The sequence below is a fragment of the Microcoleus sp. B13-B6 genome (assembly GCF_036705405.1).
Classification (GTDB): domain Bacteria; phylum Cyanobacteriota; class Cyanobacteriia; order Cyanobacteriales; family Microcoleaceae; genus Microcoleus.
In genome coordinates this window covers 16,820-43,672 of record NZ_JAUBUJ010000073.1, presented here as the reverse complement: position 1 = coordinate 43,672, position 26,853 = coordinate 16,820, and the positions used below count along the sequence as shown (strand labels likewise).

The window sequence follows — 26,853 nt, the reverse complement described above, 5'->3', positions numbered from 1 at the left end:
TCAGCTTTCTTGATAGGGAGCTGCGTAGTTGGGCCAATGCGGGTTAATCCGCTCAAAGTAAAAGTGAAAGGGGAGGGACTTGAAGCCTCCCATGTCTATAAATGACTATACTTTTACCAGCTATGAGGAGATAAGATATAGCATTTCTCAGTAACATGAGGTGTTCTTGGGCATAGGGCATAGCGCATTGGGCATTGGGCATAGGCATAGGACTCGCCCCCATACCTCACCACGCTTGAGAAGCGCTATAACTCTAATTATGTTTGTAGTGACCACGAAAGCCCTCAAAATTCTCAACGGGGGATATCAAACAATTTTATGATGGGTAATTAACCGAACTAGATTTAAAATAATCAATCACTAATCACCAATTACCAATCATTAATCACTCATGACTCCTGAGTAATAAACATCTCCATAAATTAACTTTCAACCTTCAAGTAGCAAAGATTTTAGTTGATTTTTCGGAGATGTTTGATGACTAATGACTAATGACTAATGACTAATGACTGTTGACTGTTGACTGGGGAATTGATGACTAATGACTAATGACTGTTGACTAATGACTAATGACTGTTGACTGTTGACTAATGACTAATGACTAATGACTAATGACTAATGACTACTGACTCATGACTAAAATTGTTTCATCGCTCTTTCCATATCCCGCTTGTCTTCGCGTTTCTTCAAATCTTCACGCTTGTCGTACAGTTTTTTCCCTTTACCCAAACCGATATCCAGTTTTACCCAGCCGCCTTTCAAATACATTTTTAACGGCACTAAAGTCAACCCTTTTTCTTCCACCTTGCCGATTAGTTTGCGAATTTCCTGCTTGTGCATCAGCAATTTACGGGTGCGGCGGGGTTCGTGATTAAAATAGTTGCTAGCACTTCTCCAAGGCGAAATGTGAACGTTGATCAACCACAGTTCCCCGTTCCGAACTAAGCCATATCCGTCGCGCAAATTGGCTTTTCCTTCCCGAATAGATTTGACTTCGGTTCCCTTCAACTCGATTCCCACTTGGTATGTCTCTATAATTTCATAGAGATGGCGCGCTTGTCGGTTATCGCTAACAATTTTGTATCCTGGGCTTTTTTCGCTCATTTTTACCTCCGCTAAAAATAATTATTATAACGCTAGCTTCTCTGTAGAGAAAATTGAAGCTTGACAAAACTTAAATAATCGGTCTGGACATTACCAATTTGACTGAGCTAAGATGTCACCAACGTGAATGTCAAGCGGTATCATGCAGCGCACCAATATCACTGATTCTGCAATTCCAGATTCTGTTACTCCTCATCCTGCGGTTTATTTGGTTTGGCTGGCTCCTTTTTTGCTGGCGCTTGCTTGGTTTTCGGCCAATATCTCGGCTGTTAAGTGGCTGTTATCCTCGTTTGTTGAGATACCCACACTGTACAAGATAGTAATTGGCTTTCTGATTGTAGCATTAGTAGTGCGATCGATTGGGAACTCGGATCGCCCGCCCGGATTTTCGCCCCATTTCGTTTTGAGGCGAGATCCGCTGCTATTGATGTTGGGTGCGGGTATTTGCTCGATCGCCCTTCAGTACATAATTGATATCAAACAACTTACTGTCCTGCTATTTATCCTCGGAACTTACGGGCTGTGCGGCTTATTGGTGGAGCAGAACTTTTGGCGAAAAAACTTGCCAGTTGCGGGCTTGCTGGCTTGTATTCTACCATTCAACAGTCAGTTTAATAGCGGATTAGGTTTGCCGGCGCGAGTGCTTACTGCTCAGGTAGTAGAACAGTTGCTCTCAATGCTGCACGTTGGGGCGATTTCTTCTTACGATATTATCGTTTTGGAAAACGGCATCGCTCATGTGGACGTGCCTTGTAGCGGCATTAAAACCCTCTTAGTGGGAACGCTCTTTTTGCTAGCTGCTACCTGGCAGGAAGGGCGTAAAATGAGCTTAAGATGGCTAGCAGTCGGCGCTGCTAATCTCTTAATCTTGGTGTGTGCTAACACTGCGCGGGTTGCCGTGTTAGTCCTGGTTTCAGAAGTTTTTCAACAGCCAAACATAGCACAAATTATGCACGTTCCTCTGGGAATTGTCGGTTTAGTATGTGCTTGTTTTGTGACGTGGTTAATGCTGCAACGAGTACCGAAATTTCAGCCAGAAAAAACCAGCGGTATTTCTGCAAAACCAAACTCAGAAATTATGCAAAATCACCCTTTAGCCAAACCAGGAATAATTGCAGCAGTCGCAGTTTTGGCAGTAATGGCTCAACTGTCTCACGTAGAAACGCCAAAAATGGCGATCGCACCTTTAACATTACCTGAATACATTAAATCCGAGTCGATTCCCCTCAATCCTAGCGAACAAAAATTCTTTGGCAACTATCCAGACACGCAAACACAAAAAATCAGATTTGTCGCCGGCAACTTGCGCGGTTCCATGCTCACAGTAGCGAGCACATCCTGGCAAACTTATCACGCCCCCGAGTTGTGTTTTGTAGCCAGCGGAATTCCCGTCAATGGCATAGAAAAAAAACAACTAACTCCTTCAGTAACAGCGCGCTGGCTGTCTCTCAAAAACAACCAATTATCAGCAGCATACTGGCTGCAATCTGCACAGCAAACTACCGATAACTTCATGTCCCGTATCGGCAGCGACCTCACCCACAAAAATCACAATTGGGTGCTAGTTTCCATTTTATTTGACAGTTCGTTACAAGCCGAAAATCAGGAAGTAAAAGAGTTGGCGAGTAATGTATACACTACCGTTAAAAAAAGCTTACAAGGAGAAATAAATGAAAATCAAACAGGTATTTGATGGAATTTTTAAAACAATTTTTTGGGTCTGGAATTTGACATTTTTATCGATTGTTTACTTGGGAATTTTGCCTATTATAGGAGGGCCATTAATTAAGGCGACAATCGATGGCATCATCCCGCTAGAGTTTTCTTTGACTATGGCAGCTACCATCGCAGTACCCACTGTATGTACAGTAATAGGAGCTAGGCGTTTTGGCAAGCAACCCCTACAGCTAATGCGTTGGTTTTACGGCGTAGAAGCACCGCTATTTTTGCTGTGTTTGCTCCGCTTGTTCCTGCTGCGAGAACTCACCCCAGCTAGTTCTCAAATCATCGCTACTATTGCTTTGTGCATAGCAGCATTTTCAGTGGAAATGCTGTACGGATATCTGGGTAAAAGAGAAAATGTTCAAAATATTTTCGATTCCCAGAATTCCCATAATAAACAGCCTCGTTTTTTCAGGTTGATCGGAGAAAAGCGAAGTGCGTGGCTGCAATTAGGATGTCACAGTTTAATGGTAGTAGTTGGCATTTGGGCGGCAACCTTGCTGATTTATTACGCTGTACCTGTGGCATTGTATACACTTTATGGATTCTTCTTTGTCGTCATTCAATTTTTCAAGTTTACATGGGTTTCACCATTTCTGGAGATGTTTAAATACGGGGACTGGGCCTCGGCTTTAATTTGGATACCGCTATCGTTTATATTGTTTGGTTTAACCTGTAGCTTGTTCGTTGTCATGCCTTCGCTGTACGGCTTTCTCTACATTCATTCCGGGCGGAAAATATGGCAGAGTTTTGCTGCACAATACGGGAAAAATAAAGCGCTAATCGGAAGTTTGGGAGTCATAGCAGCTTGGCTGGCTATTTTCTCGGCTTTGCAGCAGCAGCCACAAGTTGCAGTAATGAAAATGCTGGCGACTCCCCCCGCAAATGACACGGTTCGCCAAACTTTATTAGCCAAGTCTGATATGATTCGATCCGGCTTAGTTAACGCTTATTTGTCCCCTTACCGCTACCTCAGCACTGTGGGAGAAAATAACCACATTTATGAGATATACAAAAATATTTGGATTTTCCCTGACGGAGCGGCTCAAACCTTGCAGAACAGCTATAATTTTTTAATGTCGCCGTTTTTGTATCAAGGCTCTAGTGCGGATGTAGAAAAAGCGGAAAAACTCTACGGCGAATTCTTCGATACGGAACTGCAAAAAGGCGAGACAGAAGCAGTAAAACACGCGGTGCAGTCAACATCAAATCGCGAAGAAGCAAAAGCCGGTTTGCTGAATGTCAATCAAGAAAAAGTATGGCTGCAGTCGCAAGAAGTGACAGTCAAAGAAAACGGCGATTGGGCAGACGTTCAACTCTACGAAGTTTACAAAAATCAAACGCCGAACTTGCAAGAAGTATTCTACTACTTTTCCCTGCCGGAAAGCGCTGCAGTTACAGGAGTTTGGCTGGGAGATACTGGCGATTTAAACAAACGTTTTGTATTTACGGTATCGCCTAGAGGTGCCGCCCAGCAAGTCTACAATCAACAGGTAGTAGAAAGAGTCGATCCGGCTTTGCTAGAACAAATTGGCCCCAAACAATACCGTTTGCGGGCTTTTCCAATCCCGGCTAAACGAGAATTTACCCCAACTGAAGGGCCAACGGAAATGCACCTGTGGCTTACCTACAAAGTCATGCGCCAGCCCCAGGGTTGGGCGATGCCTGTTTTGGCTGAAAAACGCAACATTTTTTGGAACCAAAATACTCGCCGCACGATCGCCGGGAAAGAGGTAAAATACAGCGGGAAAGAAGCCAGAGAAACTTGGCTGCCCCCCTTTTTGCCCGCAGTCGCACAGCAACCGCTAACCGCGCAGCAGGCGATTCTACCGGGAGGAAATATCATTTCTGCTAAGCCGCTGGCTGATGCAAATTACTCGTTACCCCAAGGCAAGAAATTTGCAGTTATTCTCGATACTTCCCGCAGCATGGCGGTGGCAAGTAAGGAAGTAAAAGAGACTTTTGAATGGTTGAAAGCTAATGCAGCAGGCAAAAACGCTGTTGATTTGTATGTCGCTAGCGCTGCAGGAATGCCACCTAAGTTGGTGGAAGATGTACGCAATTTCGATGCGGCAAAGGTGACATTTTACGGTACAATCCAGCTCAAAGATATGCTGCAACAGTTTGCACAGTTGCGGGGCGATAAAAGTTACGATACTGTATTTTTGGTGAGCGATCGCCACAGTTACGAATTGTCGGACGATCGCAAACTTAAACTTTCCATCTCTTCACCCCTATGGACAGTGCATTTGGGAGGTTTGCCCCCCGGCTACGACGACGCAACTTTAAAGGCTATTCAAGATAGCGGTGGTGGAGTGGCTACAGATATGAAAGAGGCGATGCAGCGAGTAGCAACAACAGCAGCTTCGGGCGAATCTACAGTTAGCGTTGTTGACGGCTATGCTTGGAGTTATGCCAAAACCCCGCAGTCGAAAAAAATCGCCAAATCGGCGGCAGTTGTAGAGTCCAAAAATGCCGGAAATGAAGGCTTTAAACCGATAGCGGCGCGGCAGTTGATAACTGCACTTAGCAAGCAGAAAAGTTCCAGTCAATTAACGCAACTGGATGCGATGCACGCAGTAGCTAAAAATTTCAAAGTGGTGACTCCTTATTCTTCGATGATTGTGTTAGTTAATGACGCGCAAAGGGAGCAACTAAAAGCTGCAGAAGCTAAGAGCGATCGATTTGACAGAGAGGTAGAATCTGGTAAGGAGGAGTTGAGTAAGCCGAATAATCCTCTGAATGTTTCAGGGGTTCCTGAACCGGAAGAATGGCTACTGTTGACGGTAGGTGCGATCGGGCTTTTGGCGGTTTTCCTCCGTCAGCGGCGCGCGAAAATGGTAGGTTGAAAGATGGTTCGGCGGTTGAAACCGCTACTACACGAACAAAGTCTGCCTCCGCAGACTAAGAGAGTCATGAACCCCATGCCTAAAGGCAGGGGCTTGTAGACTGTCCGACTAACGCAAGCGGGATACAAGCCAGAACACGACCAGCCTCAGACGCAACGAGCGTCTACGTTTTCAAGGTCACGATACCTACAAATGCGTCGCTAGTTTGTAGCCCTATCGTTGGTTGTTAAACATCTGTAATGGGTTAAGGAAGTGCAGCCAACATGACAAGCCTTGAAAACATTGGCGAAGCGAACGTTACGAGCAATCAGAGGAGACGCAACAATGTCTAACTTTGTTTTTGTAATTGATACCAATCGCAAACCGCTATCACCCTGTAAACCAGGAATGGCAAGGTCATTGCTGAAAGCTGGAAAAGCAGCGGTATTTCTCCGCTATCCGTTTACGATTGTTTTGAAAAAAGCAGTTGAGACGAATCCTGAACCGCTAGAACTGAAATTAGATCCGGGATCGAAAGTCACGGGGGTTGCAATCAAACAGGACAACAAGATTATCTTCGGAGCCGAACTGCAACACCGGGGCCAGCAAATTAAAGATGCACTTCTCTCTCGCCGTCAACTTAGGCGAGGAAGACGCAATCGCAAAACTCGATACCGTAAGGCGCGATTCCTCAATCGCACTCGCCCCGATGGTTGGCTCGCTCCATCGGGGCAACACCGAGTCGAAACAATACTTACATGGGGGAGCAAATTGATTCGACTCGCTCCCGTTGCCAGCATTGTTCAAGAGTTAGTGCGGTTTGATTCTCAACTCATGCAAAACCCTGAAATCTCAGGCGTTATGTATCAGCAGGGAGAATTGCAGGGTTACGAAGTCCGGCAGTATCTCTTGGAAAAATGGCATCGGCAGTGCGCTTATTGCTCGGCTGAAAATGTACCTTTTGAGGTTGAGCACATTCAGCCCAAGTCAAGAGGTGGCTCTGACAGGGTTTCCAATTTGACACTGGCTTGTCACGATTGCAATCAAAAGAAAGGCAATCAGGATGTTCGAGCATTCCTGGCCGCTAAACCCGACCTGTTAAACCGCATCCTCAAACAAGCAAAGCTACCACTCAAAGATGCAGCAGCGGTCAACTCAACCCGATGGGCATTATTTAATGCACTTAAAGAAACGGGATTGCCCGTCACTACTGGCACGGGCGGACAAACTAAGTTCAATCGCCATCGGTTAGGGTTGGCTAAATCGCACTGGCTTGATGCTGCGTGTGTGGGCAGCGTTGACACGCTCAAAGTATTGACTTCAAAGCCTTTGTTGATTGTGGCAAAAGGTCAGGGGACACGACAGATGTGCGGCACAAACCAGTACGGATTTCCCATTCGGCACAAGTCCAGAGTGCAAATTCACAAAGGGTTTCAGACTGGCGATATTGTCAGCGCAACCGTTACCGCAGGGAAGAAAGTCGGCTCTTATACAGGGCGGCTTCTATGCCGTGATCGACGGCAGTTTTGATATTGTAACGAAGGCTGGGAGAGTAACAGGTATTAGCCACAAGTATTGCAAAGCAATCCACAAAAAAGATGGCTATAGCTATGGGTTTTAAAAATATTTCAAGGCGACGGTCGTCGCTGCCGCTTTCCTCCCCATGTCTAAAGCCAGGGGCTTCTCGCTCGTTTTTCGGTGAGGGGGTATTTAAGCCGGACTTGATATCAAATACTAATCTACAGTCGTCTTGAGACGACTTGAGCTATGAGACAGGAGTTGAAACCCCTGTCGGACTGTCGGACTTAACGAATAACGAATAACTAATCTATTTCTACAAAAACGCGATCGCCCTCAATCTTTACCGGATAAGATTCCAGGGAATCGCCTAGTGCATTCAAACATTTACCCGTATCTAACTTGTACTGATATTTGTGAAATGGACAGGTAATGATACCGTTATTTACCTTACCCATGTCGATCGGATATTCTAAATGAGTGCAAGCATTACGGTAACAAGTGACATTCATGCCTTGACGATTCAAAATCACTGAATTTTCGTCAACTTTTACCTTCAACACACCCCCTTCGGGAACTTGATTTAGCGCTGTTATCTCTACCCACATATAATCTTTCTCGGTTTAAATAAATTATTGCAAACTAATGGGCGATCGTCCGAAAGGCATAGTGAACAACGAACGATCGCTGTCTAATTCTAACGCCAACAGCTTGTAAAGTCTGAATAGACTGTACAAGCTGTTGGCGGTAATTCACGCCCGCAAAGAATGTTATATCACCCCTACAGCCGCAGGTAACGCATGAGAATGCTCATAACTTCACCGGGCTTTTGGGCAGGTTGCAGCGGGCTCCACTCGCTGACAGAGGCAAAACCCAAACAGTAAAGGATGTGAATGATGCTGATACTTTTAATTCAGACAATCCCCGACAATCGGCGAAAATCTTCAGATAGCACACTCATCAGATACGTCTGAGAGTATGGTGGTATCCCACAAAGCTTTAAGGAAAATCCCTAAAGCGCTACTCAAACTGGGTGTTTTCTAACCACAGTTGGGGGCTTGAAAAATTTTAGAGCCACCTAACTTTTATGGCTCTCACCGTATTTTGCACAAATTTTGGAGGTGTATTCTTCACTGGTTTTGACCAACCTCGAACCGCAAGGATTACAGAGATGCTCTCAAGCCAAAGCTTGAGAGAAGTGAGAGAAAGTCCAAGTCATCATTACTGATGGTTTTATGCAGGCTACTTCAGTCTACACCAATTGTCGTGAGTATTACCTACAAGTCTAGGAAAATATCATCCTAGCAATTGCTCCTCACCGCTTTGGGAGAACCTATCAGCAGGATTTTGACGGGTTCTCGATCGGGTGGCGGAGGCTCTGCTACAGGTACTGTCGCTGTAGCACTATCGGTTGCTGGGGGATTGGCAAGGAAGTTTTTCGACATAAGCGTTTTTTGTGTTCGCAGTGAACGATAATGTTGCCTATAAGCAACATTATCATTCTATCCTCAATGTTGCCTAGAAGCAACATTTACGAAGAGATCGCCCTCTGAGACAATCTGAGGCATGGCAAAAGCAGGCAAAGCACTCAAGCAGGTGCTGGAAACTTATAACATCAGTCAAAATCGCTTGGCTGTGACAATGGGCGTAGCACGTTCCAACATTCATCGTTGGGTCAATGAAAGTAGAGATCCCGTAGCAGAGGCAGTGTTGGACATTCGGAAAGCACTATGGCAAATTAACCCCGATGCCGCAGGGGAGTTCATTCGTTTGTATTTAGATGATTTGGAGGAAAAACTCGAAGAGTAATAATGTCCACAATCTTTACTTAGCTGCGAGCTTCTGAGAACATAGAAGCCATGAGTAAGGCAGGAAAGGCGCTGAAGCAGGTTTTAGAAACCTATGGCATCAGCCAAAATCAATTGGCAGCGACTATGGGCATTGGACGATCGAGCATTAACCGTTGGGTTAACGAGAATAGAGATCCGGCATCTGAAGCGGTTCTAGAGATTCGCAAGGGATTACAGCAAATTAATCCCGATGCAGCAGGGGATTTTATTCGTTTGTATTTAGATGATTTGGAGGAAAAACTCGAAGAGTAATAATATGGGCGATCGGGCGATCGCCTCCCGTGCCAGTTATGCTTGAGATAGACTCAACAAATAGCTGACAATATACAATCTTTCTCGCTTTAAATAAATCCTCACAAACTAATTGGCGATCGCCCTTGAATGCAGCGCAACCATCTGTGGGGCGCTCTCCACACCTGAGAACCTAACTGTTTTCCTCGCCATTTCCCAGGTACAACCTGACGAATTCATCAGCCGCCTCCCGATTGAATGTCTGCAATGCTTGCTTAATCGCAAATACCGCCTCAGCAGATGGGTCTCGTTCTTCGCTCACCCAACGGCTAACGTTTGAGCGATCGATTTCCATCTTGGCCGCCAATTGATATTGACTGATATCGTATGCCTCTAATATTTTTTTGAGGGCTTTTCCTGCTCTTCCCATGCTCCCGATTGTGTCAGAGAGTCATGCTCCTGTAAACGTTGCTGATTGTCACCAATTGCGGTAAACTTTGTAGATTAAGTGCGATCGTTTTTTCCCTCTCAATTTAATTGTATGGCTCGTCAAATAGCTGGCAAAAGTATAGTCATTTATAGACATGGGAGGCTTCAAGCCCCTCCCCTTTCACTTTTACTTTGAGCGGATTAACCCGCATTGGCCCAACTACGCAGCTCCCTATCAAGAAAGCTGAACGCATTTGGGATTGCTTTTCTGAGAATGTTGTACGAAGCATTCACGTCAGAATTAATTAATTGACCCGTCGATGTTTTGTACAAACCACGCTTAATCCGTTTACCAGTAAACACAGGCTCTTTTTCTGTTTTACCGTAAACAGGAATTGGATCTAAACCCAGAAAGTTGGAGCGGGACCTGTAGGATTCTTCCTTCACAATTACCGTGATTCCCGCCAACCGAGCTTTGTACTCCAACATTTCAATTAATCGAGAGTGAGGAATGCTGACAAAGTTTTGATTAGTTCTCTTCCCTAACTCGATTTCAGTTTTCCACTGGGCATTCTTGCCAATTACTAACGTCCCAATTTGTTCTGCTGTTAAACGATCAACAATCACACGACTGGTATGATGTAAGTAATTATCTACTTTCTGATTGCGACAGCGTGTTAAGCGCTGAATCCGTGGTGAAGTTTTGCGATTTCCTCTCAATTGGGATTGTAATTTTGCTTGGCGTTTGTTGTAGAACTGGTTGATCGATTTTAAGGGTCGCCCGTTAATCAACAAAGGGATAAATCCCGGTTGATTTGAAGTTAGCGCTACTAAATTATCCAGCCCCAAATCAATACTAGCTACAGAGTTGGCCTTGCCAAGGGTGGACTCCGCTTCATCGTAAATTACCTCAATTACATAGGAATCACATTTCGGAACCAGTCTAACGAAAGCAAACCTGGTCGGGGCTGACTTTGGTTTTAATTGAAAGCTCAGTACCCGAAAGCTTAATGATTCCCTTTTTCAACTGTTTGCTACTAATCGCTTGAATTGTGTAGATTAGAAGGTTTCGCCCTTTGATTTTATCTTTGTACTTTGGCAGTTTTGGGCGACCAGTGAATTTGGAAGAATCAGCATTGTAAGCTTTAACAGCCTCAAAAAAAGATTTCCAATTCTTGTCTAGCACCATCAAGATTTGCTGGCTGACTTTGGCAGGCAAAGCCTTGTAGGCTTCATGAGACTTCATCAAGCGGTTCATTTCGTTATAACTGACATACTTCCATCCATAAATAAAGCTCTGACGAATGACGTAATTGGCGGCATTGTAGAGGTTTTTGGATTTGAAAGCTAATTCGTCAATTTGGGCGAAACGGTGTTCCGTTGATTTAATGATGTGCCTCTGGAGTTAGTTGCATTTAAGGCTTCCATTTTTTAACCTATGTGTAGTTCACTCGACCACCATGATAATATCATACTACTATTGTTTATAATTGCTTATAAACTCAACGAAGTTTTACAATACCGGAGTTTGGCTGGGGCGATCGCCTAGCCCGCCGCCAACCAGCGTAAACTTACGCATATAGGGAGACCTATACCCTAAAACAATATCCGACTTGGGTACTCCGACTTCAATTAACTCATTAGCAATTCCTACTTCAGTTCCATCTCGCTGAATCCAAATCTTGTCCTCTTTAATATCGATGTGAATAACGCAACCATAAACTCGTCTTTCTCCACGCCATCCCACATGAAACATCAAATAGCGATCGCGTTTGATATCACAAGCAATTTCAGTTTCTATCTCCCCATCGTCCGAACCGCAGCTAGAGTGTTTTTCAATGATTGATTGAATTAGCTCTCTATACTTTTCTATTTCCATATAACGATCGCCTCTCTCGCAGGATTAAACACAATCAAGTTTAATTGCATCCGCGTCACTGACATTCGAGCTAAACGCCGAGTAAAAAACTCTTCATAAATATCTTCTGGAATTGCCAAATAAAGAAGTCTATCCGGTTCTGACTCTTCCAAAACCACTTTATAATTCCAGGCTTGACCTATAGCCTCGTGAAACTGATTTATCAATGACAGACCTAAAAAACACTTGATTTCTACTGCTATCTTCTGTCCGTACTTTTCGGCTCCTAACAAATTATTTTGGGCCCCTAAGTCCACATAAAGCTTATCTTCGTCTACTTTGAGGTACAAAGGATCGTGGGTAATAGTCCACCCTTCTTTTTCCAAAGCGGAACATACAGAGACATGAAAGATATCTTTGGCAGACATAGATTTTGAGAAATCATGTTACTCGCTCCCATTATATCATATCCTACGACTGTGCCAGACAAACGGGCGATCGCATATTGAATTAAGTGCGATCGTTTCTTCCTTCTCAATTTAATTGTAAGGTCGATAAAATACCAGAGTCTGACTGGTGCGATCGCCTGAATATTTGACGATCGGCCTCAAACATACTATTCAGCTTTTCCCTATGGATGAATCTGACTCAAAATCACCCGCAACCGATCGTAATCATCCTTCAGCAAAACACTCAAACTCCTTCCCGCTTCCACCAACCAAGATCGATCGCGCATCCGCAACTGATAAATCTCACGAATCGCCGCCGCCGTCAGCGCATCCACCGGCGCATTAGCCACCCCCAGCAGCGTCCTCAAAAAATCCAACTGCACCGTAAAATCAATCACCTCATCCGGTTCGCAGCGATAAACCGCCTGGTGAATTTGCGGCGGGCGCGGCGGCAAATACTGATAAATTTTACCCCTAGATGGGCCGTGACCGTTCAACCTTTCCGGCGCCGTCTCAAACCCCACAATCGCCACTCGAAACTCGGTTTTGAGCATCGCAAAAATCTGCGGTTGTTCTTCCCGTAACTCTTCCAGCGACAAACCCAAAGCGCGAGCTCTGTGCACGGAGTCGATCGGGCTAGTCGTAGCGTAATAAACCACGCCGTAAATTTGATTTTTTGACTCTTCATCCTCGGCCTTCACCCAACTCCCAAAAGGTGGCATCACGGGAAAGCTTAAGTCTTCCGGTTCCAAACATTGAGCCAAAAACTCCGAAGTTGCCGTCTCGATTACCTCAGCAATGCGATCGGGATGGCGCTCTTTTGTAGCAAATTGGGGTAAAGGTAAACGCATATTAGTCAGTTAGCAGTTGGTTGTTGGCAGTTGGTTGTTGGTTGTTGACAGTTGGCAGTTTGTTATTGGCAGTTGGTTGTTATTTATTATTTGTAAGTGGGTACTAATAAACAATAACTAATAACTACTTACAACTGTCAACTGACAACTGTCAACAACCAACTGACTATTTCGCGCGACCTGCCGTAGCATCGACGAGTTCCAACTGCGACAGGCGGAACGTAATCAGCTTGTCCCAATTGCCGCCTTCAAACAGTACCGCGACTTTCCCGTCTGTAACTCGCTGGACTTGTCCTTGAAAGGCGTAGTAAATCTCACCCTTATCTTTAACTCGAACTGCTGAACCTGGAAAAATCATAATTGTTTGAATGTTATGTTTGCTGTTTATAGCTTACCTTTTCTTGGCGATCGAGAGTTGATGCTAAAACAGGCAAGATGCCTGTTCCACACACTAAACAGGCAAGATGCCTGTTCCACAAATTAAACAGGCAAGATGCCTGTTCCACAAATTCAATAGGCAAGATGCCTGTTCCACCAACACTCACAGGCAAGATGCCTGTTCCACAAACAAGCACAGGCAAGATGCCTGTTCCACAAATTCAACAGGCAAGATGCCTGTTCCACAAATTCAACAGGCAAGATGCCTGTTCCACAAATTCAACAGGCAAGATGCCTGTTCCACAAATTCAACAGGCAAGATGCCTGTTCTACAAACACTCACTGGTTTCTTGTGGGGAGTAGGGGTTGGGCGTCCCGCCCGCCCATCAAAAGCTGATTAACAATCCAAGATGTGAGTTAGGCTAAGGCTGCTACGGAAACTTTACCGGCAATGCGGCCGGCGATCGCCCGCAACTCCCTAGCTGAAGCAGAACCCGGTTGTCCCACCACGATCGGCACCCCGGAATCGCCACCTTCCCGCAACGGAATTTCCAGCGGAATGCGGCCTAACAGCGGCACTCCCAACTCAGCAGCAGTCTTTTCCCCGCCACCGGAACCGAAAATATCGTATTGCTTGTCGGGCATATCCGGCGGCACAAAATAGCTCATGTTTTCCACAATTCCCAACACCGACACTCCCAACTGCTGGAACATCTTTAAGCCCTTGCGGGAGTCCAACAATGCCACAGTCTGCGGCGTCGTCACGATCACAACACCGGCCATCGGCACAGCCTGCGCCATTGTCAACTGTGCGTCTCCAGTACCCGGAGGCATATCGACAATCAAATAGTCTAAATCGCCCCAATTTACCTGATAGAGGAACTGCCGGATGATCCCGTTCAACATCGGGCCGCGCCAAATCACGGGTTGGTCTTTGTCAATTAAAAACGCCATCGACACTAATTTGACGCCGTAGTTGAAGGCGGGTTCGAGGCTTTCCCCGCTTTTTCCGTCCCTAACCATCACTTTCGCGTCCCCCAGACCCAACATTGTCGGGTCATTGGGCCCATAGATATCCGCATCCAGCAAACCCACCTTGGCGCCGGTTTGCGCCAGCGCTACTGCAACGTTTACCGCCACCGTGCTTTTGCCGACTCCACCTTTACCGCTGGAAATTGCGATAATATTTTTAACGCCTTCAATGCCTTGGCGATCGACCACTCCCTTCTGCTGCGGCGTCTCGGCTGTCACCTCCACCGCCACTTTTTCGACTCCTGGCAACTGTTTGACCGCTTTTTGGCAATCTTCGACAATAAATTCTCGCAGCGGGCAAGCAGGCGTTGTCAGCACCAAGGTGAAACTGACGACACCGCCGTCAATTTTTATGTTACGAATCATGTTCAATTCCACCAAACTCTTTTGCAGTTCGGGGTCTTGCACAGGTCGCAGGATTTCTAAGACTGAACTAACATCGAGTGTATTGGGCATTGTGTTCTCCACCATAGCTCTGCAATTGGGTTTGCGAATTTTCGATCGCAGGTTTAAGTATATTTTTATTGCTATTTTTTAATGTAACTTCATAGCGATCATTTGCAGACCTGCGGTGGCATAATTACATGACGACTGGATTTGGGACTCACGGTCAATCTCAAACTCAAATGCGCTCGGCAAGAATTTCTACGACCGAAAGCAATTTGGTCACAATCCCCGCATTGAGCCGTGGTCGCAATTCTTCAATCTAAAATCTAAAATCTAAAATCTAAAATCGGATGACAGTTTCTACAACACTTAAAACCGCCACTTCCCCGTTTTTGCCACCCGCTGACTCTAGAGCTAGAGTCAGCCAATTTATGAAAACCCTACAAGACGAGATTTGTCAATCCCTCGAACAGCTCGATGGCGTTGGCAAATTTAAGGAGGACTCTTGGGAACGATCCGAAGGTGGCGGCGGACGTTCTCGCGTCATGCGCGAAGGCGATGTGTTTGAACAAGGGGGAGTCAATTTTTCCCAAGTGTGGGGCGAAAGTTTGCCGGCTTTGATTCTGGCAAAGCACCCAGAAGCAGCAGGTCACGATTTCTATGCAACGGGCACTTCGATGGTGCTGCACCCCCGCAATCCCTACTTGCCTACGGTTCACCTAAATTACCGCTATTTTGAGGCCGGCCCGATTTGGTGGTTTGGTGGCGGTGTGGATTTGACTCCTTATTACCCGTTGGCTGAGGATGCAGCTCATTTTCACAAAACTCTGAAAGCAGCTTGCGATCGCCACCATCCCGGATATTATCCGACATTTAAACTTTGGTGCGACGAATATTTTTACCTCCCCCACCGCCAAGAAACCCGCGGCGTGGGCGGCCTCTTTTTTGACTACCAAAGCGCTCAAGGCGCGCTTTACCGCGACCATCATGTCAAAGGCAAGGCCGCTGAGTGCAGCAACAACATCGGCGCGCCGGAACCTAGGAGTTGGGAGTCGCTGTTCGCCTTCGTACAGGACTGCGGCCGGGCATTTTTGCCGGCTTACACCCCAATTGTTGAAAAGCACCGATCGAAAGAATACGGCGAGCGCGAGCGTAATTTCCAACTTTACCGCCGTGGCCGTTACGTTGAATTTAACTTGGTGTACGATCGAGGCACGACCTTTGGCTTGCAAACCAACGGACGCACCGAATCGATTCTCATGTCCCTGCCGCCTTTGGTACGCTGGGAATATTGTTACGAGCCAGAACCCAACTCTCCCGAAGCCGAACTCTACTCCAAGTTCTTAAAACCGCAAGATTGGGCGAATTGGATGCCTCAGCAGTCACCGACCTGAGTTAAACTACTGGGACAGTAACCACCGCGATAGATAATAAATTTGAGGGAAGGGTCAGTGATTCATATTGATCAAAAAACCCACACGCTTCAAGACGGTACAACAGTTATCGTCTTAGCACCGACAGGACGGTTGGATATCACTACAGCTTGGCAATTCCGCCTCAAGTTGCAAGAGTGTATTTCCAAACTTAGCCGCCATGTTGTAGTGAATCTTGGTCAGGTTAACTTTATCGATAGCTCTGGCCTGACCTCACTTGTAGCAGGTATGCGGGATGCGGATAAAGTTAAGGGAAGTTTCCGCATTTGCAATGTTCATCCCGAAGCCAAACTGGTGTTTGAAGTCACCATGATGGATTCTGTGTTTGAAATCTTTGAAACGGAAGAAGAAGCTCTAGAGGGGGTGCCGCGCGCAAGTTGACCACCCGGCTTGCATCGGTTGCGGTGTAAGCGCAATTTAAGCTTGAGGGTCACAAAATGCGCCGGAACCCTGCACAAGAAGAGGAAGCAGGTAAATTCTTGCCAGCTTCCTTATACTTTCTTCCTTTCTTGAGAGGTTGAGAGGTTCACCAAAACACTAAAGTAGAAGAATAGGTCAAGGTAAAGTCTTGCCTTCTATCCTAGATAGCTAAATTTTTCTTCCTTGTTTCTTGTTGCTTCTTGCTTCAAACCAATATCTCAGGAGCAAAATCCTGACGCTTGACAAATCTAAAAGGGCCCATTAAAGCTCCCCAGATAGCCTTGCCTGTCGTGGGGCTTATTCCTTTGTCGTAACTGAGAAATTCCTCGCCTGTGGCTTCAAATCCCAAGTCTACTTGGTAATTTTGCCCCCCGTAGGCAAAGCCGCAGCGAGTGCCCTCCGGCAAAGATGCCCGAAATCGATAGCTGTTTGAGGCTAAATTTTGCACCGCAACCGACAGGGTGCAGCCGGGAAGGAGTTGGATTTGCTCCTTCGTTAGCTTTCTAAGCAAGTCGGGGTTGCAACCGGCTCCTTTGACGGCTTCAATGTCGTTGAACATATAATACTGAGCTTCGATAAGTCCTGGCGCTATCTGTGAGTGCCTCAGTTGCACGATGCGGGGGCGGTATGGCTTGTCTAATTCCAGAATGTTGGCTTGTTCTGCAAACAGGGCAATGCTGGGTTCGGAAAATAAAGGAACGGGTAGTGGTCTTTGCCACATACGAAGGTGGACGTACCACGTCGGCTCTGCTAGCGCTTGTTCCCGGTTGTCAAATTCGCCCGCCATGTACTGGGCTAAAGCTATCAATTCAGGAGAAATTGTCATGTTTGTTGGATTATTCACGATCCTGGGTTGACAAAAAAAACTTATTGTGATATGCAAGACCATATCTAGGCTGGGCAAGTCAGAAGATTAGATTCATGAGCGATCCCAGCTAAGCTATGATTGTAAAGATACTGGGGTTTTTCCCTCCTATTGCGACATATTAATGGTTGCTGCCGATCGCGCGTAAAATATTTTTGATAAAATTTTGTCTCGCAATCCGGCGGCAACGCTTAAAAAACTGGCAATTTTTGTCAGCCCGATCGCAGAATTGACTCCCCCGACTTTACTCACGCCGCGCTGGCACGCCCGCTACGGCAAAATTATTTATCTATAAGACTCAGGTGAACAATAACCGTACTGTTTCAGATACTAAGCGAAGTTTCTATACGATTCACACTCGACCGATCAACTCAATTTACCGTCGAGTGGTGGAAGAGTTGATGGTAGAAATGCACTTGCTTTCGGCGAATGCCGATTTTCAATACGACCCGATTTATGCTTTGGGTGTAGTGACAGCTTTTGATAGATTCATGCTTGGGTACGCCCCAGAAGCAGACAGAGTTTCGATTTTTAACGCTTTGTGCAAGTCCCTAGAAGACGATCCAGAGCGCTACAAGCAAGACGCTCAGCGATTGGAAAGCTTGGCAGATAGACTTTCCGGGCAAGAGTTGCTCTCGTGGCTCGATCGCTCGACCAGCTTTGAAGATACAGCGGATTTGCAAGCGTCTTTAGGGGCGATCGCCAGCAACCCTCAATTTAAGTACAGCCGCTTGTTCGCGATCGGTTTGTTCTCGCTATTAGAAAAAGCTGACCCTAACTTGGTAAAAGACCAAGACACGCGAAACGATGCGATCGCCAAAGTCAGTGCGGCCTTGCACCTGCCAGAAGACAAAGTTAGCAAAGATTTAGATTTGTACCGCAGCAATTTGGAAAAAATGGCCCAAGCGCGAATAGTGCTTCAAGATGTCATCCAAGCGGAACGGAAAAAACGCGAAAAGCGAGAGACAAAAGTTACCGCTGGCCCTTCGGCTGAGTCTTCTGACAGCAGCAATTAATCGTTTGAAGGAAGAAGGAAGTTCGGCAACGGATTTTATAACGGATGTAACGGATATCAGGAACAAGGAAGGGAGTTTTTTATTTTTTAGCTAAAATAAAAAACTCTTAAATTTTAATTTTTTTTCTTGAATTCAGGCTTCGGCCTTGTGCCTTCAGATGTTGGTTGCTCAAAAAATAAAAATCCCGCTTTCTGAATTGAGCGGGATCGACTTAACCATAAATAGAGCTGTTGGGGTGGTACTAAGGCTGCGGCTCAAAATTAGTGGCGTTAGCTTGCAGCCAAGTGCTTAGCTGTGAAAGAACTTCGTTTCCCGAAGACTTGCCCAAAGCTGTGGGGTTTGGGGTGTCGGGCCTGTCCAAGTTGCGGGCGATCGCTGCGTTGACTTCTTTGGAAATCAAATCGTGAAGTTGCTCTTTAGCCCTAGCCCTTTGAAAGTGAGCTCCCTCTTCCGTCGTAGCGTACAGAGGTGGCAGCCTATTTAAAGCATAAGCTGCAATATCTCCCACATCCAGACTTAGGTCGCTCGTCGCCTCAATTTCCGCTACCCTAGCGATCGCATCGCTGAGCACCAACTCTTCCATCACGTTGATGAACTGTTTGCGTGGCAGAACCACAACTTCGCCAGTCAACAAAGAGCCCATCAGACGATCGAGAGCCATGTACTCTTCGATCGACAATTCCGAAGCCGTATTGCAGATCCGTCCCACCTCAGCTTCCATAGACGGCGTTAAATAGCCATCCTGCAAAGCCTGTTCAACAATTTTTTCAATACTCATATATGCGTCCCCGCTCAACGGCATCATCAATAAAGTTTTGTGAAGACGCGATTGTTAGCGTCTTGAGATTCAAGTTTTGAGAGTTGAGTTGAGAAATTTTATATAAATCCTAACTCAATACTGATAACCCATCACAGTTATCTGCACACCCCAGCCACAAACTTACCCCATAATTGACTGCTTTATCCGTCAAAACCTGTAAAAACTCCTACTCAACTCCCTGAAGCCGCCAAGGTACAGGATCGACGGACTGCCCGTGCACGTAAAGTCCCCAGTGCAGGTGAGGGCCTGTCGAAGCCCCCGTTGACCCCAGAGTACCAATTACTTGACCGGCTTTCACGAAATCGCCTTCCTGGACATCAATCCGGCTGAGGTGCATCAAAATGCTTGCTAGCCCTTGACCGTGGTCGATACCAACGACGTTCCCGTGGATTTTGAACCCTTGGGATTCGCGTCCCACTAGAGATACCCGACCTGCTGCTGGTGCAACTACAGGAGAACCGTAAGCACCCGCGTAATCAACGCCGCGGTGGTAGTAGTCTTGAGCAAATACCCCATTATAGTATCGCCGAACTCCGTAAATAGTGGTAATTTCGCCGGAGTTGGGGCGCAACAATTTGCCGTCCCAAAATTTTTCGGGTGTCACGAGTGCTTTAAATGCGTCTACGCGATCGAACTCCGCGTCTGTACCTTCGCTGTCTTTCCCAGGCGGTAGCCAGATGGATTGGGTGGGAAAATTGCGATCGCGCACTTGCACGCTCAACTTCTGCACTTGTCCGTCACCTGCGACTTGAAGAAGGCGGGCACCGGGTTTCTCTAGCGGCGTCGTCGGTAGCAGGGCCCGAAAGCGACCGTTGCCGATGGGAAACGCGGGGTAGTTTTTTTGCTGTAGAGAAACTTGTGGAGTTTCCCCGCCGTTACCGTCAACCTGAATCATTACTGACAGCGTATCTCCCAGTTGGGGATTTGTCGGCGTCACAACTACCTGCAAAGCTTGCACGGGCAGGGCAAAACTTAGAATACCAGCAACAATTCCCCCGATCGAAGTGGCGGTTAGCTTGTTTACTTTCAACTGCTGCCACCGCAAAATCAGACCCGTAACTATTTCCGCACTTAGCCCGCCGTTGCCTCGACTCACAGTCATTCTCATCACTAGGTGTCCTTAACCTTTGTCTCGCTGATATATTTTTAATATCTAGACTAACTATACCAATCCGCAATGATTCGAGAGAAACAGCCGTAGGTAAAAAGCTTGGTAACAGATTGGGAGATGAGAGACTAAAGTGAACAAACCTGACGGTCTACTGAGTACAGTTAGACCGCAGGCTTCTTTTTCCTTTTTTTTCTCATGCTTTTTATAGTGAGGTAGTTCCACCCCCACTTGCTAATATATTATCAGAGTATTTCCCGATCATCTTGGGGTATAAAAGAATAATTGTCGCTTTGGGTACCTACACCCAACGAGCCTTTCATCACGCGGGCGTAATTCCCAACGGGGTACGGGGCGCAGCGCTCAGATTAATCCCCTCTAAATATACGCCCGGGACTTCCCGGCTGGTAGTTAAATAAATACTTAAGAACACTCAAAAATTGGGCGAGACGATCGTACTTTCGCACAAATCCCGTTGCCTTCCTCAATTCCAAGATTTACCATACTTCGGACAGTTTCATTGCCCACGCATAGGTAGCTAGAAACCCGGTTTCTACGAGTTTTGCGACGAGTCACGATAAATCTAAGAAGAAACCGGGTTTCTGAGGTCTGCGTGCGTCCGCCCCCGCTGGCGTTTTTATGTCGTAGCATCAAAGCCTTGATTTTCACTTTTGGCTGATAGTGTGCTTCGTAAGCGTTGCTTGCAGCTATTGGATCACCCTGAAACCCTTATTTTCAGGTGCTCAAAAAATGTCCGAAGTGTTGCTGCTGTTAAATCAATTCTTTCTTGACCGTTTACTTTCCTAGAACATTCCTAAAACTCCCTAGTTATTGTAGCCTATTTTTGAGAAAGTAGTATTAATTTCCAATTTTTAAACCTCCACTCTCAAATGAATGGTATGAGATAAAAATTGAGAATGGCTATAATCTATCACCTAGAATTATAGGGATTCAAAGGCAGCGGTGAAACCATCTAATGTCAAGCATTCTTCCATAAATTCCTCTACATCGTTGACATTCTCAAGCTGATATTCCATGATGCGTTGACCGTCGCCTTTCATCTTTTTGGAAGAAAGAGGCGTGGCCGGATATTTGGCAGCAATGGCTTTGAAAGCTTTGGAATGGATATCCCAGCTTTCAGCAGAACATTTTATGGTTAAACGCCACATAATTAAATTACTCCTTGGGTTTGGTTTACTAAGAGTCTGACACGAGTAAAACTTAGAGCGAGAGTGCCGAAAAATCAAGGGATTCTGTTGTTTGGAAAAAAGTTAAAAGCCGAGCCACTATGTGAGCAACACCACCCTTAACATTAGACTCAACATTCAAAGGCATCACCGGATCATGGAGTGATAAGCGTAACAGAAACCAGCCGGATTCGCTAGCTGACGTGCAGGAAATTCGCAGGCCTTCGTAGTTATTGGGAACTATTTTCCAGTCAGGTTGCGTTGAGACAAATTGTTGCAGTTGCTCAATAACGCTCTCGCCGTGAGCCTTGAAATCATCTACACCAAGTTTTATCCGAAATTCTGCACTTTCTTCTGGCTCTTTTAAATTCGCAATTAAATCTGGCAAAGATTGGTTTGCTAGCCTTGACTTGGCCAATTCAATCAATAATTTGCTAACCAAATAAGCGCCATCATCCAAAAAGTAATTTTCTTTCAAAGCTCCATGTCCAGATGTTTCAATCGCCAGCCATGATTCCTGGCCGGCTTCATTGAGGCGGATCGACTCGTCAATCACATTTTTGTAGCCGCGTTTAAAGCGATGGTGAATCCCTTTTAAATCTTGTTCGATGAATTGTGTCAAGCCATCGGAGGTGATAGAATCGGTGACAATGGTAGAGCCTGGGTGTTCTTGTAATACGATCGCAGAAATCAAGGCAATTAAGCGATTGCGATTGAGTTCCTTGCCAACTTGATCGACTGCCGCACTGCGATCGACATCGGTATCAAAAATAATCCCAAAATCGGCTTGATTTTCAATTACCGCTTGACAAATCGACTGCATTGCCTGTTTATCTTCGGGATTTGGCACATGATTGGGGAAAGTACCATCGGGTTCTAAAAACTGACTGCCCGTGGTGTCTGCACCTAAAGGTTTTAAGACTTTATCAACATAAAAACCGCCAGCACCATTGCCCGCATCCACAACAATTTTTAATCCTGTTAGTGGTTGCTCAAAATTATCTGGATGATTGACGGCTTCCCGGATATTTTTGACAAATTGGTTAGCATAAACAGAGATGAAATCATGCTTTGTAATGTTACCGGGCGATGCGGCTGGCTGGAAGCTATTGCTTTGGGCTAGTGTTAAGATATCTGTAATATCCTGTTTTTGTAACCCACCTTTGGCGGTGAAAAACTTTAAGCCGTTTCGATTAAATGGCAAATGGCTAGCAGTGAGCATAATCGCGCCGTCGCAATCAAAACCAGGGGTAATGGTACTCATAAACATGGCGGGGGTTGAGGCCATTTCAAAGTCGTACACGGTTGCACCAACTGAGGCGATTCCCTCCATGACTGCTTGCATTAAGGTAGGCCCTGATAGGCGACTGTCACGCCCGATCGCGATCGTTAATTCTGCCGCAGGTTTATTGACTTTTTGCACCAGCCAACTGACAAATGATTTACCTAAGATTGTCGCAATTTCGGGGGTGAGGTTGACTTTTTCATTGGGAACGCCTTCGAGGGCGATACCGCGAATGTCTGAGCCATTTTGAAGTTTTGTCCAGTTGAAGTTTTGCATAATAATTGATGGTAAGTAAAAAGATCGGAGTCGGTGGTTGAAACCGATTATACAAACTTTCCTCTGCAGCCCGTTCGACTGAGCGCTAGCCGAACGGCTTTCGCGGACTAATAAATAAACAGGGGAGAATTTTGGGATTTGGTATTATATCATGTCCGGTCGATTACCCCTAATACGGTAGGGGCGGGTTCACGAAAAATATCTGCCAATAATTGACAATCTCAAAAACCCGCCCTTTTAATCGCGGTCACTCGATCGGACATGAAATTATTAGTCATTAGGGTGACAGAGTTTTTCAATTCAATCAGCTAATCGGCATTTAAGTTGTATTTAAAGAAACAATCCCAGTCTTGTGGGTGGGATTTGAGCAACGCCCCAACTATCCAATTGAAATGTGGAACAGCTTACGGGAAATTTCTGACTAATCACCGCTGAGATTAAGCTGTGATTCCTTAGCGGGGTTCAACGCTGTAAATTGCCTGCAAGCGGAACTCACCATGAGCGGGAACTTCCACAATATCTGTAGCTGCATTGGTCGTTTCTACGCAGAGTAAACGCTGATAATCTGCATCATCAAGGTCGGCCATATTTGCAGAAATTGTCACCCAGGGATTCCACACTACGACGGATTTACTACCCGATGATTTAATGCGAATCCGGCGATTGAGGGCGCTATCGTCAATGACTAATTCATTGGTGACATCGAGATAAATGCGATCGACTTCACCTGCTACTACCACTGCACCCACTTGAGTTTTTTCCACACCACCATCCGCTTTATCAAGATACTGGCTATTTTCTAAGCCTAAAACCTGCACGCGGTTGATATCGCCGACTTGGAAATAGGTGTGCAAAGCTTGGGTGAGGGGAAATGCTTTGTCGCCTAGATTGCGGGTGATTAATTCTACAGTGAGGGTGGTGCCGATCGTAATTACGATCGCCAGTTCAAAGGCTTGGGGCCAAATTGCTCTAGTTTCATCGGTATCCTTGAGCCCTAGAGTGACTTTGGTTGCGCCGTCTGGGGTTGTGGCGGTTTCTAGCACATTCCAGAGGCGATTCCGCACAAACCCATGACTCGGACGCCCCAAGGCTTCGGGATCTGGGCCAAACCAGGGCCAACAGATGGGTATACCGCCTTTGATGGCTTTCCCTTCTGCGTAGTAGGCTTTTTCGCTGACGAACATCAAGTCTGTGGTTTCGGTGGCTGGTTGAAAAGATAGCACTTGACCGGAATACACAGAAATTAAGGCTTTGGCTTGACCGTTGTCGATGTGAATCATGGGGAAACCACCGTTTCCGGTGGCGAAGGTGAGGTGTCCGGCTATGCCGTAGTCTGTGTTTAATTGGTCAATACTCATCAGAAATATGGGTTTGAAACCCCGTCCTTTTAGGACGGCTTTACATTGGATGGGGGGGGAGGAATTCTCCCCCGATGAATGCTTGTTACCGCCTTGGATATACTAACGACGTTCGACGTTTTGTATTCGCCTTTAACCCGGACAGTTACGGATCGAGTGCTTTCTACCTGTACGCATAACAAGTGGCGGTAAGCCCGTGTGTGTATATCCCTTCGCCACTGATATCCCTTGAGGTTACAGACTAGGGAGGCATCCAGTAACATCGTTCGGTGTACCACCACCAGATAATTCAGTTTGTCTCAAAGACGCAGGCTAGACACTGTTTTAGTCTCAAATTAAGAAGGTGGTGAGTCTTCCTCTTTCAAGCCCCATGCCTTTAGGCTGGGGTTAGTGACGCTTTTGGCTTGGTGAATTGCTTTACAATTATCCGATATTATGGTTGCTAAATTGGTTAGATTGTTGGGTTGGAGGGGGGAAGGTGCGATCGACACAACGATGCCGTCAGAGAAACCGATGGCGAGTCCCAACACATCGCGAGGGATGTGCGATCGAACCCACCGACACACCTTGCTGAGTTCCCTGTAAGCAAGCTAATGCAGCAGTTCATCAAAAGACGGTGCAGCCGCAAAACTCCGCATCTCTTCGAGGGTGATTTCAGGTGACAATTGCCACAAATGCGCCTAAAACAAGCCAAAGAGCACTATCCGACTGACTGCATCCGCTAGCGTTCGCATCGAATCACGTCACGGCGATGGGAACGTGCCTTGTACAGGAGCCGATCGCAGAATCAAAAAAGCCTTTATTGAGCGACTGGTTTACAGAAACACTAAAAAAGTTATTCCTAGTGGATTTGTGTAAAACCGACGATCGCAAATCTGCTTAATTACCAAGCGCGAGCGTATTGAACTGGAGCAGGCACGGATTGACGTAGTTGCTTCGCAGCCCGCATCGGCCAATAAGGATCGCGCAGCATTTCTCTGGCAAGTAATACCATATCTGCTTGACCTGTACGGATGATGTGGTCAGCCTGGGCGGGTGCAGTAATCATACCAACGGCTCCGGTGGCGATGTTCGCTGAGCGTCGAATGCGATCGGCAAAAATAGTTTGATAACCTGCACCCGTGGGAATCTTTTCACCCGGTACAATTGCGCCTGATGAACAATCGATTAAATCAACACCCAGTGACTTTAATTTATCGCTGAGTGCAATACTTTGTTCAATGTCCCAACCATTTGGAACCCAATCGGTTGCAGAGATGCGAACCCAAAGCGGTGTTCGATCGGGCAAAACATTTCGCACCGCTTGTACAACTTCACATAGGAACCGGATGCGATGCTCAAAACTGCCACCATAGTCATCAGTCCGTTGATTGGTCAAGGGAGACATAAATTCATGCAGTAGGTAGCCGTGAGCCGCATGAATCTCTATTACGTCAAATCCGGCTGCGAGAGCGCGTTGGGCTGCGTTGACAAAGGATGTCGTCAACTTTTGAATGTCTTCGATACTCAGAGCAATGGGGGCGGGGCTATCGGGTTCAAATGGAATGGCGCTAGGGGCGATCGAAGTCCATCCTCCTTGAGATTCCGAAAGCACATCGCCGCCATCCCACGGAGGCGCTGTACTGGCTTTTCGACCTGCATGAGCAAGTTGAATTCCTGCAACCGCACCGTTGCGGTGAATTAACTCGACGATTCGCGCCAACATTTCAATGTGAGCATCGTCCCAGATTCCCAAATCTTGCGGCGTAATTCGTCCTTCAGGCTCGACTGCCGCTGCTTCAGTCATCACCAGCCCTGCCCCTCCTACGGCTCGACTGACGAGATGAACCAGATGCCAATCATTCGCGAACCCATCAACACTGGAATATTGACACATGGGAGAAACTGCAATGCGATTTCGGAAGGTAACACCACGTTGATCCAATGGCTCAAATAAATGCGACATGGTTGTAAACCGCTGAGTTATATAGCAATCCTAAATGATTCGTGTAATTCTTGTAGGGGCTCTCCCCACGCCCGGTTGCCCCGCCTTGACTGGGGTAGGCACGGGGAGTAGGGGTAGCACTACCCCTACATATTTTTACAAATGATTCAGGATTGCTATATAAATGCACAGATGTCAAGCACAGACTTTCTTGACGCTGGGAAGTTGAGTGACCTCATTGCACCAAGTCCGCAGCTTTGAAGTTTGCGCGATCGTTGCTTCGTACTCTGGGGTCTCGGATAGGTAGGTGAAGACTGGAATTAGGTAGAAATCGCCAATGCTCAGTTCGTCACCGAGCAAATACGGGTGTCCTACAGTTAGGGACTCGATCGCCTCTAGTGCAGTCTTTACAGGTGCAACGGCAGCTTTGTCCAACCTACATCCCGAATGGACTTGTCATTTTGAGGTATCAGGAGCAACGACAAACTTACTTGTCTAAAACCTAAATCTTTATTGTTAGCAAA

The 26,853-nt window shown here is 46.3% G+C and carries 28 protein-coding genes and 2 pseudogenes; 10 read left to right on the top strand and 20 right to left on the bottom strand.

Translation table 11 applies throughout. From position 1 onward, the window contains the following. Positions 1–636: 636 nt before the first annotated feature. Positions 637–1,104 carry an SsrA-binding protein SmpB gene (gene smpB / locus QUB35_RS26630; protein ID WP_006631384.1) on the bottom strand — a complete coding sequence of 156 codons (468 nt, stop codon included), beginning with the start codon at positions 1,102–1,104 and terminating at the stop codon, positions 637–639. A 142-nt stretch (positions 1,105–1,246) separates the two neighbouring features. On the opposite strand from smpB, the gene xrtO reads away from it, so the two are divergent. The 3 genes and pseudogenes from xrtO to iscB all read left to right on the top strand — a co-directional run bounded on the left by xrtO (position 1,247) and on the right by iscB (position 7,275). Then, positions 1,247–2,797, top strand: coding sequence for an exosortase O (xrtO, locus tag QUB35_RS26625; RefSeq protein ID WP_333144657.1), 1,551 nt, complete (start codon positions 1,247–1,249; stop codon positions 2,795–2,797). Then, on the top strand, positions 2,775–5,675 hold the full coding sequence (locus QUB35_RS26620) for a TIGR02921 family PEP-CTERM protein (RefSeq protein WP_333144656.1): 2,901 nt from the start codon (positions 2,775–2,777) through the stop codon (positions 5,673–5,675). The genes xrtO and QUB35_RS26620 overlap by 23 nt, the downstream gene beginning before the upstream one ends. A gap of 324 nt (positions 5,676–5,999) precedes the next feature. Beyond that, a pseudogene (gene iscB / locus QUB35_RS26615) lies at positions 6,000–7,275 on the top strand (RNA-guided endonuclease IscB). A 202-nt stretch (positions 7,276–7,477) separates the two neighbouring features. Here iscB and QUB35_RS26610 read toward each other — a convergent pair. Next, positions 7,478–7,780, bottom strand: a complete 303-nt coding sequence (locus QUB35_RS26610) for a Rieske (2Fe-2S) protein (RefSeq protein WP_333144655.1) — start codon at positions 7,778–7,780, stop codon at positions 7,478–7,480. 693 nt (positions 7,781–8,473) lie between these two features. Next, entirely contained in the window at positions 8,474–8,617 is a 144-nt protein-coding gene (locus QUB35_RS26605) for a hypothetical protein (protein ID WP_333144654.1), read from the bottom strand. Positions 8,618–8,738: 121 nt separating this feature from the next. Between QUB35_RS26605 and QUB35_RS26600 the strand changes: the two genes are divergently transcribed. Beyond that, positions 8,739–8,981, top strand: coding sequence for a helix-turn-helix transcriptional regulator (locus tag QUB35_RS26600; protein ID WP_333144653.1), 243 nt, complete (start codon positions 8,739–8,741; stop codon positions 8,979–8,981). A 50-nt stretch (positions 8,982–9,031) separates the two neighbouring features. Next, positions 9,032–9,274: a helix-turn-helix domain-containing protein gene (locus tag QUB35_RS26595; RefSeq protein WP_015175929.1), complete on the top strand. Its 243-nt coding sequence runs from the start codon at positions 9,032–9,034 to the stop codon at positions 9,272–9,274. Between the two features lie 172 nt (positions 9,275–9,446). Here the strand turns inward: QUB35_RS26595 and QUB35_RS26590 are convergent, their stop codons facing one another. The 7 genes and pseudogenes from QUB35_RS26590 to QUB35_RS26560 form a co-directional block, all read right to left on the bottom strand. Next, complete coding sequence (locus QUB35_RS26590) at positions 9,447–9,683, bottom strand: helix-turn-helix transcriptional regulator (RefSeq protein WP_333144652.1); 237 nt, start codon at positions 9,681–9,683, stop codon at positions 9,447–9,449. 142 nt (positions 9,684–9,825) lie between these two features. After that, positions 9,826–11,097: pseudogene (locus QUB35_RS26585) on the bottom strand (RNA-guided endonuclease InsQ/TnpB family protein). 98 nt (positions 11,098–11,195) lie between these two features. After that, on the bottom strand, positions 11,196–11,561 hold the full coding sequence (locus QUB35_RS26580) for a XisI protein (RefSeq protein WP_333144651.1): 366 nt from the start codon (positions 11,559–11,561) through the stop codon (positions 11,196–11,198). Next, positions 11,552–11,968, bottom strand: coding sequence for a XisH family protein (locus QUB35_RS26575; RefSeq protein WP_333144650.1), 417 nt, complete (start codon positions 11,966–11,968; stop codon positions 11,552–11,554). Before QUB35_RS26575 ends, QUB35_RS26580 begins: the two co-directional genes overlap by 10 nt. 203 nt (positions 11,969–12,171) lie before the next feature. Further along, positions 12,172–12,840, bottom strand: a complete 669-nt coding sequence (locus QUB35_RS26570; RefSeq protein ID WP_333144649.1) for an HAS-barrel domain-containing protein — start codon at positions 12,838–12,840, stop codon at positions 12,172–12,174. A gap of 166 nt (positions 12,841–13,006) precedes the next feature. Further along, positions 13,007–13,198 carry an NAD(P)H dehydrogenase subunit NdhS gene (locus QUB35_RS26565; protein WP_293145052.1) on the bottom strand — a complete coding sequence of 64 codons (192 nt, stop codon included), beginning with the start codon at positions 13,196–13,198 and terminating at the stop codon, positions 13,007–13,009. Between the two features lie 13 nt (positions 13,199–13,211). Further along, positions 13,212–13,421: a hypothetical protein gene (locus QUB35_RS26560; RefSeq protein WP_333144648.1), complete on the bottom strand. Its 210-nt coding sequence runs from the start codon at positions 13,419–13,421 to the stop codon at positions 13,212–13,214. Between the two features lie 30 nt (positions 13,422–13,451). Here QUB35_RS26560 and QUB35_RS26555 point away from each other — a divergent pair, with 30 nt between their 5' ends. Next, positions 13,452–13,619: a hypothetical protein gene (locus tag QUB35_RS26555; protein WP_333144647.1), complete on the top strand. Its 168-nt coding sequence runs from the start codon at positions 13,452–13,454 to the stop codon at positions 13,617–13,619. Between the two features lie 16 nt (positions 13,620–13,635). Here QUB35_RS26555 and QUB35_RS26550 read toward each other — a convergent pair whose 3' ends face one another. Further along, the gene (locus QUB35_RS26550; protein WP_006631390.1) at positions 13,636–14,706 is read right to left on the bottom strand and encodes an Mrp/NBP35 family ATP-binding protein; all 1,071 of its coding nucleotides are present in this window, start codon (positions 14,704–14,706) and stop codon (positions 13,636–13,638) included. Positions 14,707–14,987: 281 nt separating this feature from the next. Between QUB35_RS26550 and hemF the strand changes: the two genes are divergently transcribed. After that, on the top strand, positions 14,988–16,031 hold the full coding sequence (gene hemF / locus QUB35_RS26545; protein WP_333144646.1) for an oxygen-dependent coproporphyrinogen oxidase: 1,044 nt from the start codon (positions 14,988–14,990) through the stop codon (positions 16,029–16,031). 57 nt (positions 16,032–16,088) lie between these two features. After that, entirely contained in the window at positions 16,089–16,451 is a 363-nt protein-coding gene (locus tag QUB35_RS26540) for an STAS domain-containing protein (RefSeq protein WP_006631392.1), read from the top strand. A gap of 244 nt (positions 16,452–16,695) precedes the next feature. Here QUB35_RS26540 and QUB35_RS26535 read toward each other — a convergent pair whose 3' ends face one another. Further along, complete coding sequence (locus tag QUB35_RS26535) at positions 16,696–17,316, bottom strand: chromophore lyase CpcT/CpeT (protein WP_333144645.1); 621 nt, start codon at positions 17,314–17,316, stop codon at positions 16,696–16,698. Positions 17,317–17,521: 205 nt separating this feature from the next. Between QUB35_RS26535 and QUB35_RS26530 the strand changes: the two genes are divergently transcribed. Together QUB35_RS26530 and psb29 are read left to right on the top strand one after the other, a co-directional pair. Beyond that, the gene (locus QUB35_RS26530) at positions 17,522–17,650 is read left to right on the top strand and encodes a hypothetical protein (RefSeq protein WP_333144644.1); all 129 of its coding nucleotides are present in this window, start codon (positions 17,522–17,524) and stop codon (positions 17,648–17,650) included. Between the two features lie 7 nt (positions 17,651–17,657). Continuing rightward, complete coding sequence (psb29, locus tag QUB35_RS26525; protein WP_333144643.1) at positions 17,658–18,371, top strand: photosystem II biogenesis protein Psp29; 714 nt, start codon at positions 17,658–17,660, stop codon at positions 18,369–18,371. 241 nt (positions 18,372–18,612) lie between these two features. Here psb29 and QUB35_RS26520 read toward each other — a convergent pair whose 3' ends face one another. From QUB35_RS26520 to QUB35_RS26485, 8 genes are all read right to left on the bottom strand, one after another. After that, the gene (locus tag QUB35_RS26520) at positions 18,613–19,149 is read right to left on the bottom strand and encodes a late competence development ComFB family protein (protein WP_006631395.1); all 537 of its coding nucleotides are present in this window, start codon (positions 19,147–19,149) and stop codon (positions 18,613–18,615) included. 208 nt (positions 19,150–19,357) lie between these two features. Further along, positions 19,358–20,293 carry a M23 family metallopeptidase gene (locus tag QUB35_RS26515; protein ID WP_333144642.1) on the bottom strand — a complete coding sequence of 312 codons (936 nt, stop codon included), beginning with the start codon at positions 20,291–20,293 and terminating at the stop codon, positions 19,358–19,360. Between the two features lie 947 nt (positions 20,294–21,240). Beyond that, the gene (locus QUB35_RS26510; RefSeq protein ID WP_333144641.1) at positions 21,241–21,468 is read right to left on the bottom strand and encodes a hypothetical protein; all 228 of its coding nucleotides are present in this window, start codon (positions 21,466–21,468) and stop codon (positions 21,241–21,243) included. A 52-nt stretch (positions 21,469–21,520) separates the two neighbouring features. Next, positions 21,521–23,047 carry a phosphomannomutase/phosphoglucomutase gene (locus QUB35_RS26505; protein ID WP_333144640.1) on the bottom strand — a complete coding sequence of 509 codons (1,527 nt, stop codon included), beginning with the start codon at positions 23,045–23,047 and terminating at the stop codon, positions 21,521–21,523. Between the two features lie 452 nt (positions 23,048–23,499). Then, the gene (locus QUB35_RS26500; protein ID WP_333144639.1) at positions 23,500–24,405 is read right to left on the bottom strand and encodes a D-hexose-6-phosphate mutarotase; all 906 of its coding nucleotides are present in this window, start codon (positions 24,403–24,405) and stop codon (positions 23,500–23,502) included. Between the two features lie 335 nt (positions 24,406–24,740). Continuing rightward, entirely contained in the window at positions 24,741–24,971 is a 231-nt protein-coding gene (locus QUB35_RS26495; protein ID WP_333144638.1) for a hypothetical protein, read from the bottom strand. A 317-nt stretch (positions 24,972–25,288) separates the two neighbouring features. Next, positions 25,289–26,350: an NADH:flavin oxidoreductase/NADH oxidase gene (locus QUB35_RS26490; protein ID WP_333144637.1), complete on the bottom strand. Its 1,062-nt coding sequence runs from the start codon at positions 26,348–26,350 to the stop codon at positions 25,289–25,291. Between the two features lie 174 nt (positions 26,351–26,524). Beyond that, positions 26,525–26,764, bottom strand: a complete 240-nt coding sequence (locus tag QUB35_RS26485) for a glutathione S-transferase domain-containing protein (protein WP_333144636.1) — start codon at positions 26,762–26,764, stop codon at positions 26,525–26,527. Positions 26,765–26,853 lie beyond the last annotated feature (89 nt).

Coding starts and splice junctions, on each gene's coding strand:
- smpB (WP_006631384.1), bottom strand. CDS start 1,104: ATGAGCGAAAAAAGCCCAGGATACAAAATTGTTAGCGATAACCGACAA.
- xrtO (WP_333144657.1), top strand. CDS start 1,247: ATGCAGCGCACCAATATCACTGATTCTGCAATTCCAGATTCTGTTACT.
- QUB35_RS26620 (WP_333144656.1), top strand. CDS start 2,775: ATGAAAATCAAACAGGTATTTGATGGAATTTTTAAAACAATTTTTTGG.
- QUB35_RS26610 (WP_333144655.1), bottom strand. CDS start 7,780: ATGTGGGTAGAGATAACAGCGCTAAATCAAGTTCCCGAAGGGGGTGTG.
- QUB35_RS26605 (WP_333144654.1), bottom strand. CDS start 8,617: ATGTCGAAAAACTTCCTTGCCAATCCCCCAGCAACCGATAGTGCTACA.
- QUB35_RS26600 (WP_333144653.1), top strand. CDS start 8,739: ATGGCAAAAGCAGGCAAAGCACTCAAGCAGGTGCTGGAAACTTATAAC.
- QUB35_RS26595 (WP_015175929.1), top strand. CDS start 9,032: ATGAGTAAGGCAGGAAAGGCGCTGAAGCAGGTTTTAGAAACCTATGGC.
- QUB35_RS26590 (WP_333144652.1), bottom strand. CDS start 9,683: ATGGGAAGAGCAGGAAAAGCCCTCAAAAAAATATTAGAGGCATACGAT.
- QUB35_RS26580 (WP_333144651.1), bottom strand. CDS start 11,561: ATGGAAATAGAAAAGTATAGAGAGCTAATTCAATCAATCATTGAAAAA.
- QUB35_RS26575 (WP_333144650.1), bottom strand. CDS start 11,968: ATGTCTGCCAAAGATATCTTTCATGTCTCTGTATGTTCCGCTTTGGAA.
- QUB35_RS26570 (WP_333144649.1), bottom strand. CDS start 12,840: ATGCGTTTACCTTTACCCCAATTTGCTACAAAAGAGCGCCATCCCGAT.
- QUB35_RS26565 (WP_293145052.1), bottom strand. CDS start 13,198: ATGATTTTTCCAGGTTCAGCAGTTCGAGTTAAAGATAAGGGTGAGATT.
- QUB35_RS26555 (WP_333144647.1), top strand. CDS start 13,452: ATGCCTGTTCCACAAATTCAACAGGCAAGATGCCTGTTCCACAAATTC.
- QUB35_RS26550 (WP_006631390.1), bottom strand. CDS start 14,706: ATGCCCAATACACTCGATGTTAGTTCAGTCTTAGAAATCCTGCGACCT.
- hemF (WP_333144646.1), top strand. CDS start 14,988: ATGACAGTTTCTACAACACTTAAAACCGCCACTTCCCCGTTTTTGCCA.
- QUB35_RS26535 (WP_333144645.1), bottom strand. CDS start 17,316: ATGACAATTTCTCCTGAATTGATAGCTTTAGCCCAGTACATGGCGGGC.
- QUB35_RS26520 (WP_006631395.1), bottom strand. CDS start 19,149: ATGAGTATTGAAAAAATTGTTGAACAGGCTTTGCAGGATGGCTATTTA.
- QUB35_RS26515 (WP_333144642.1), bottom strand. CDS start 20,293: ATGACTGTGAGTCGAGGCAACGGCGGGCTAAGTGCGGAAATAGTTACG.
- QUB35_RS26510 (WP_333144641.1), bottom strand. CDS start 21,468: ATGTGGCGTTTAACCATAAAATGTTCTGCTGAAAGCTGGGATATCCAT.
- QUB35_RS26505 (WP_333144640.1), bottom strand. CDS start 23,047: ATGCAAAACTTCAACTGGACAAAACTTCAAAATGGCTCAGACATTCGC.
- QUB35_RS26500 (WP_333144639.1), bottom strand. CDS start 24,405: ATGAGTATTGACCAATTAAACACAGACTACGGCATAGCCGGACACCTC.
- QUB35_RS26490 (WP_333144637.1), bottom strand. CDS start 26,350: ATGTCGCATTTATTTGAGCCATTGGATCAACGTGGTGTTACCTTCCGA.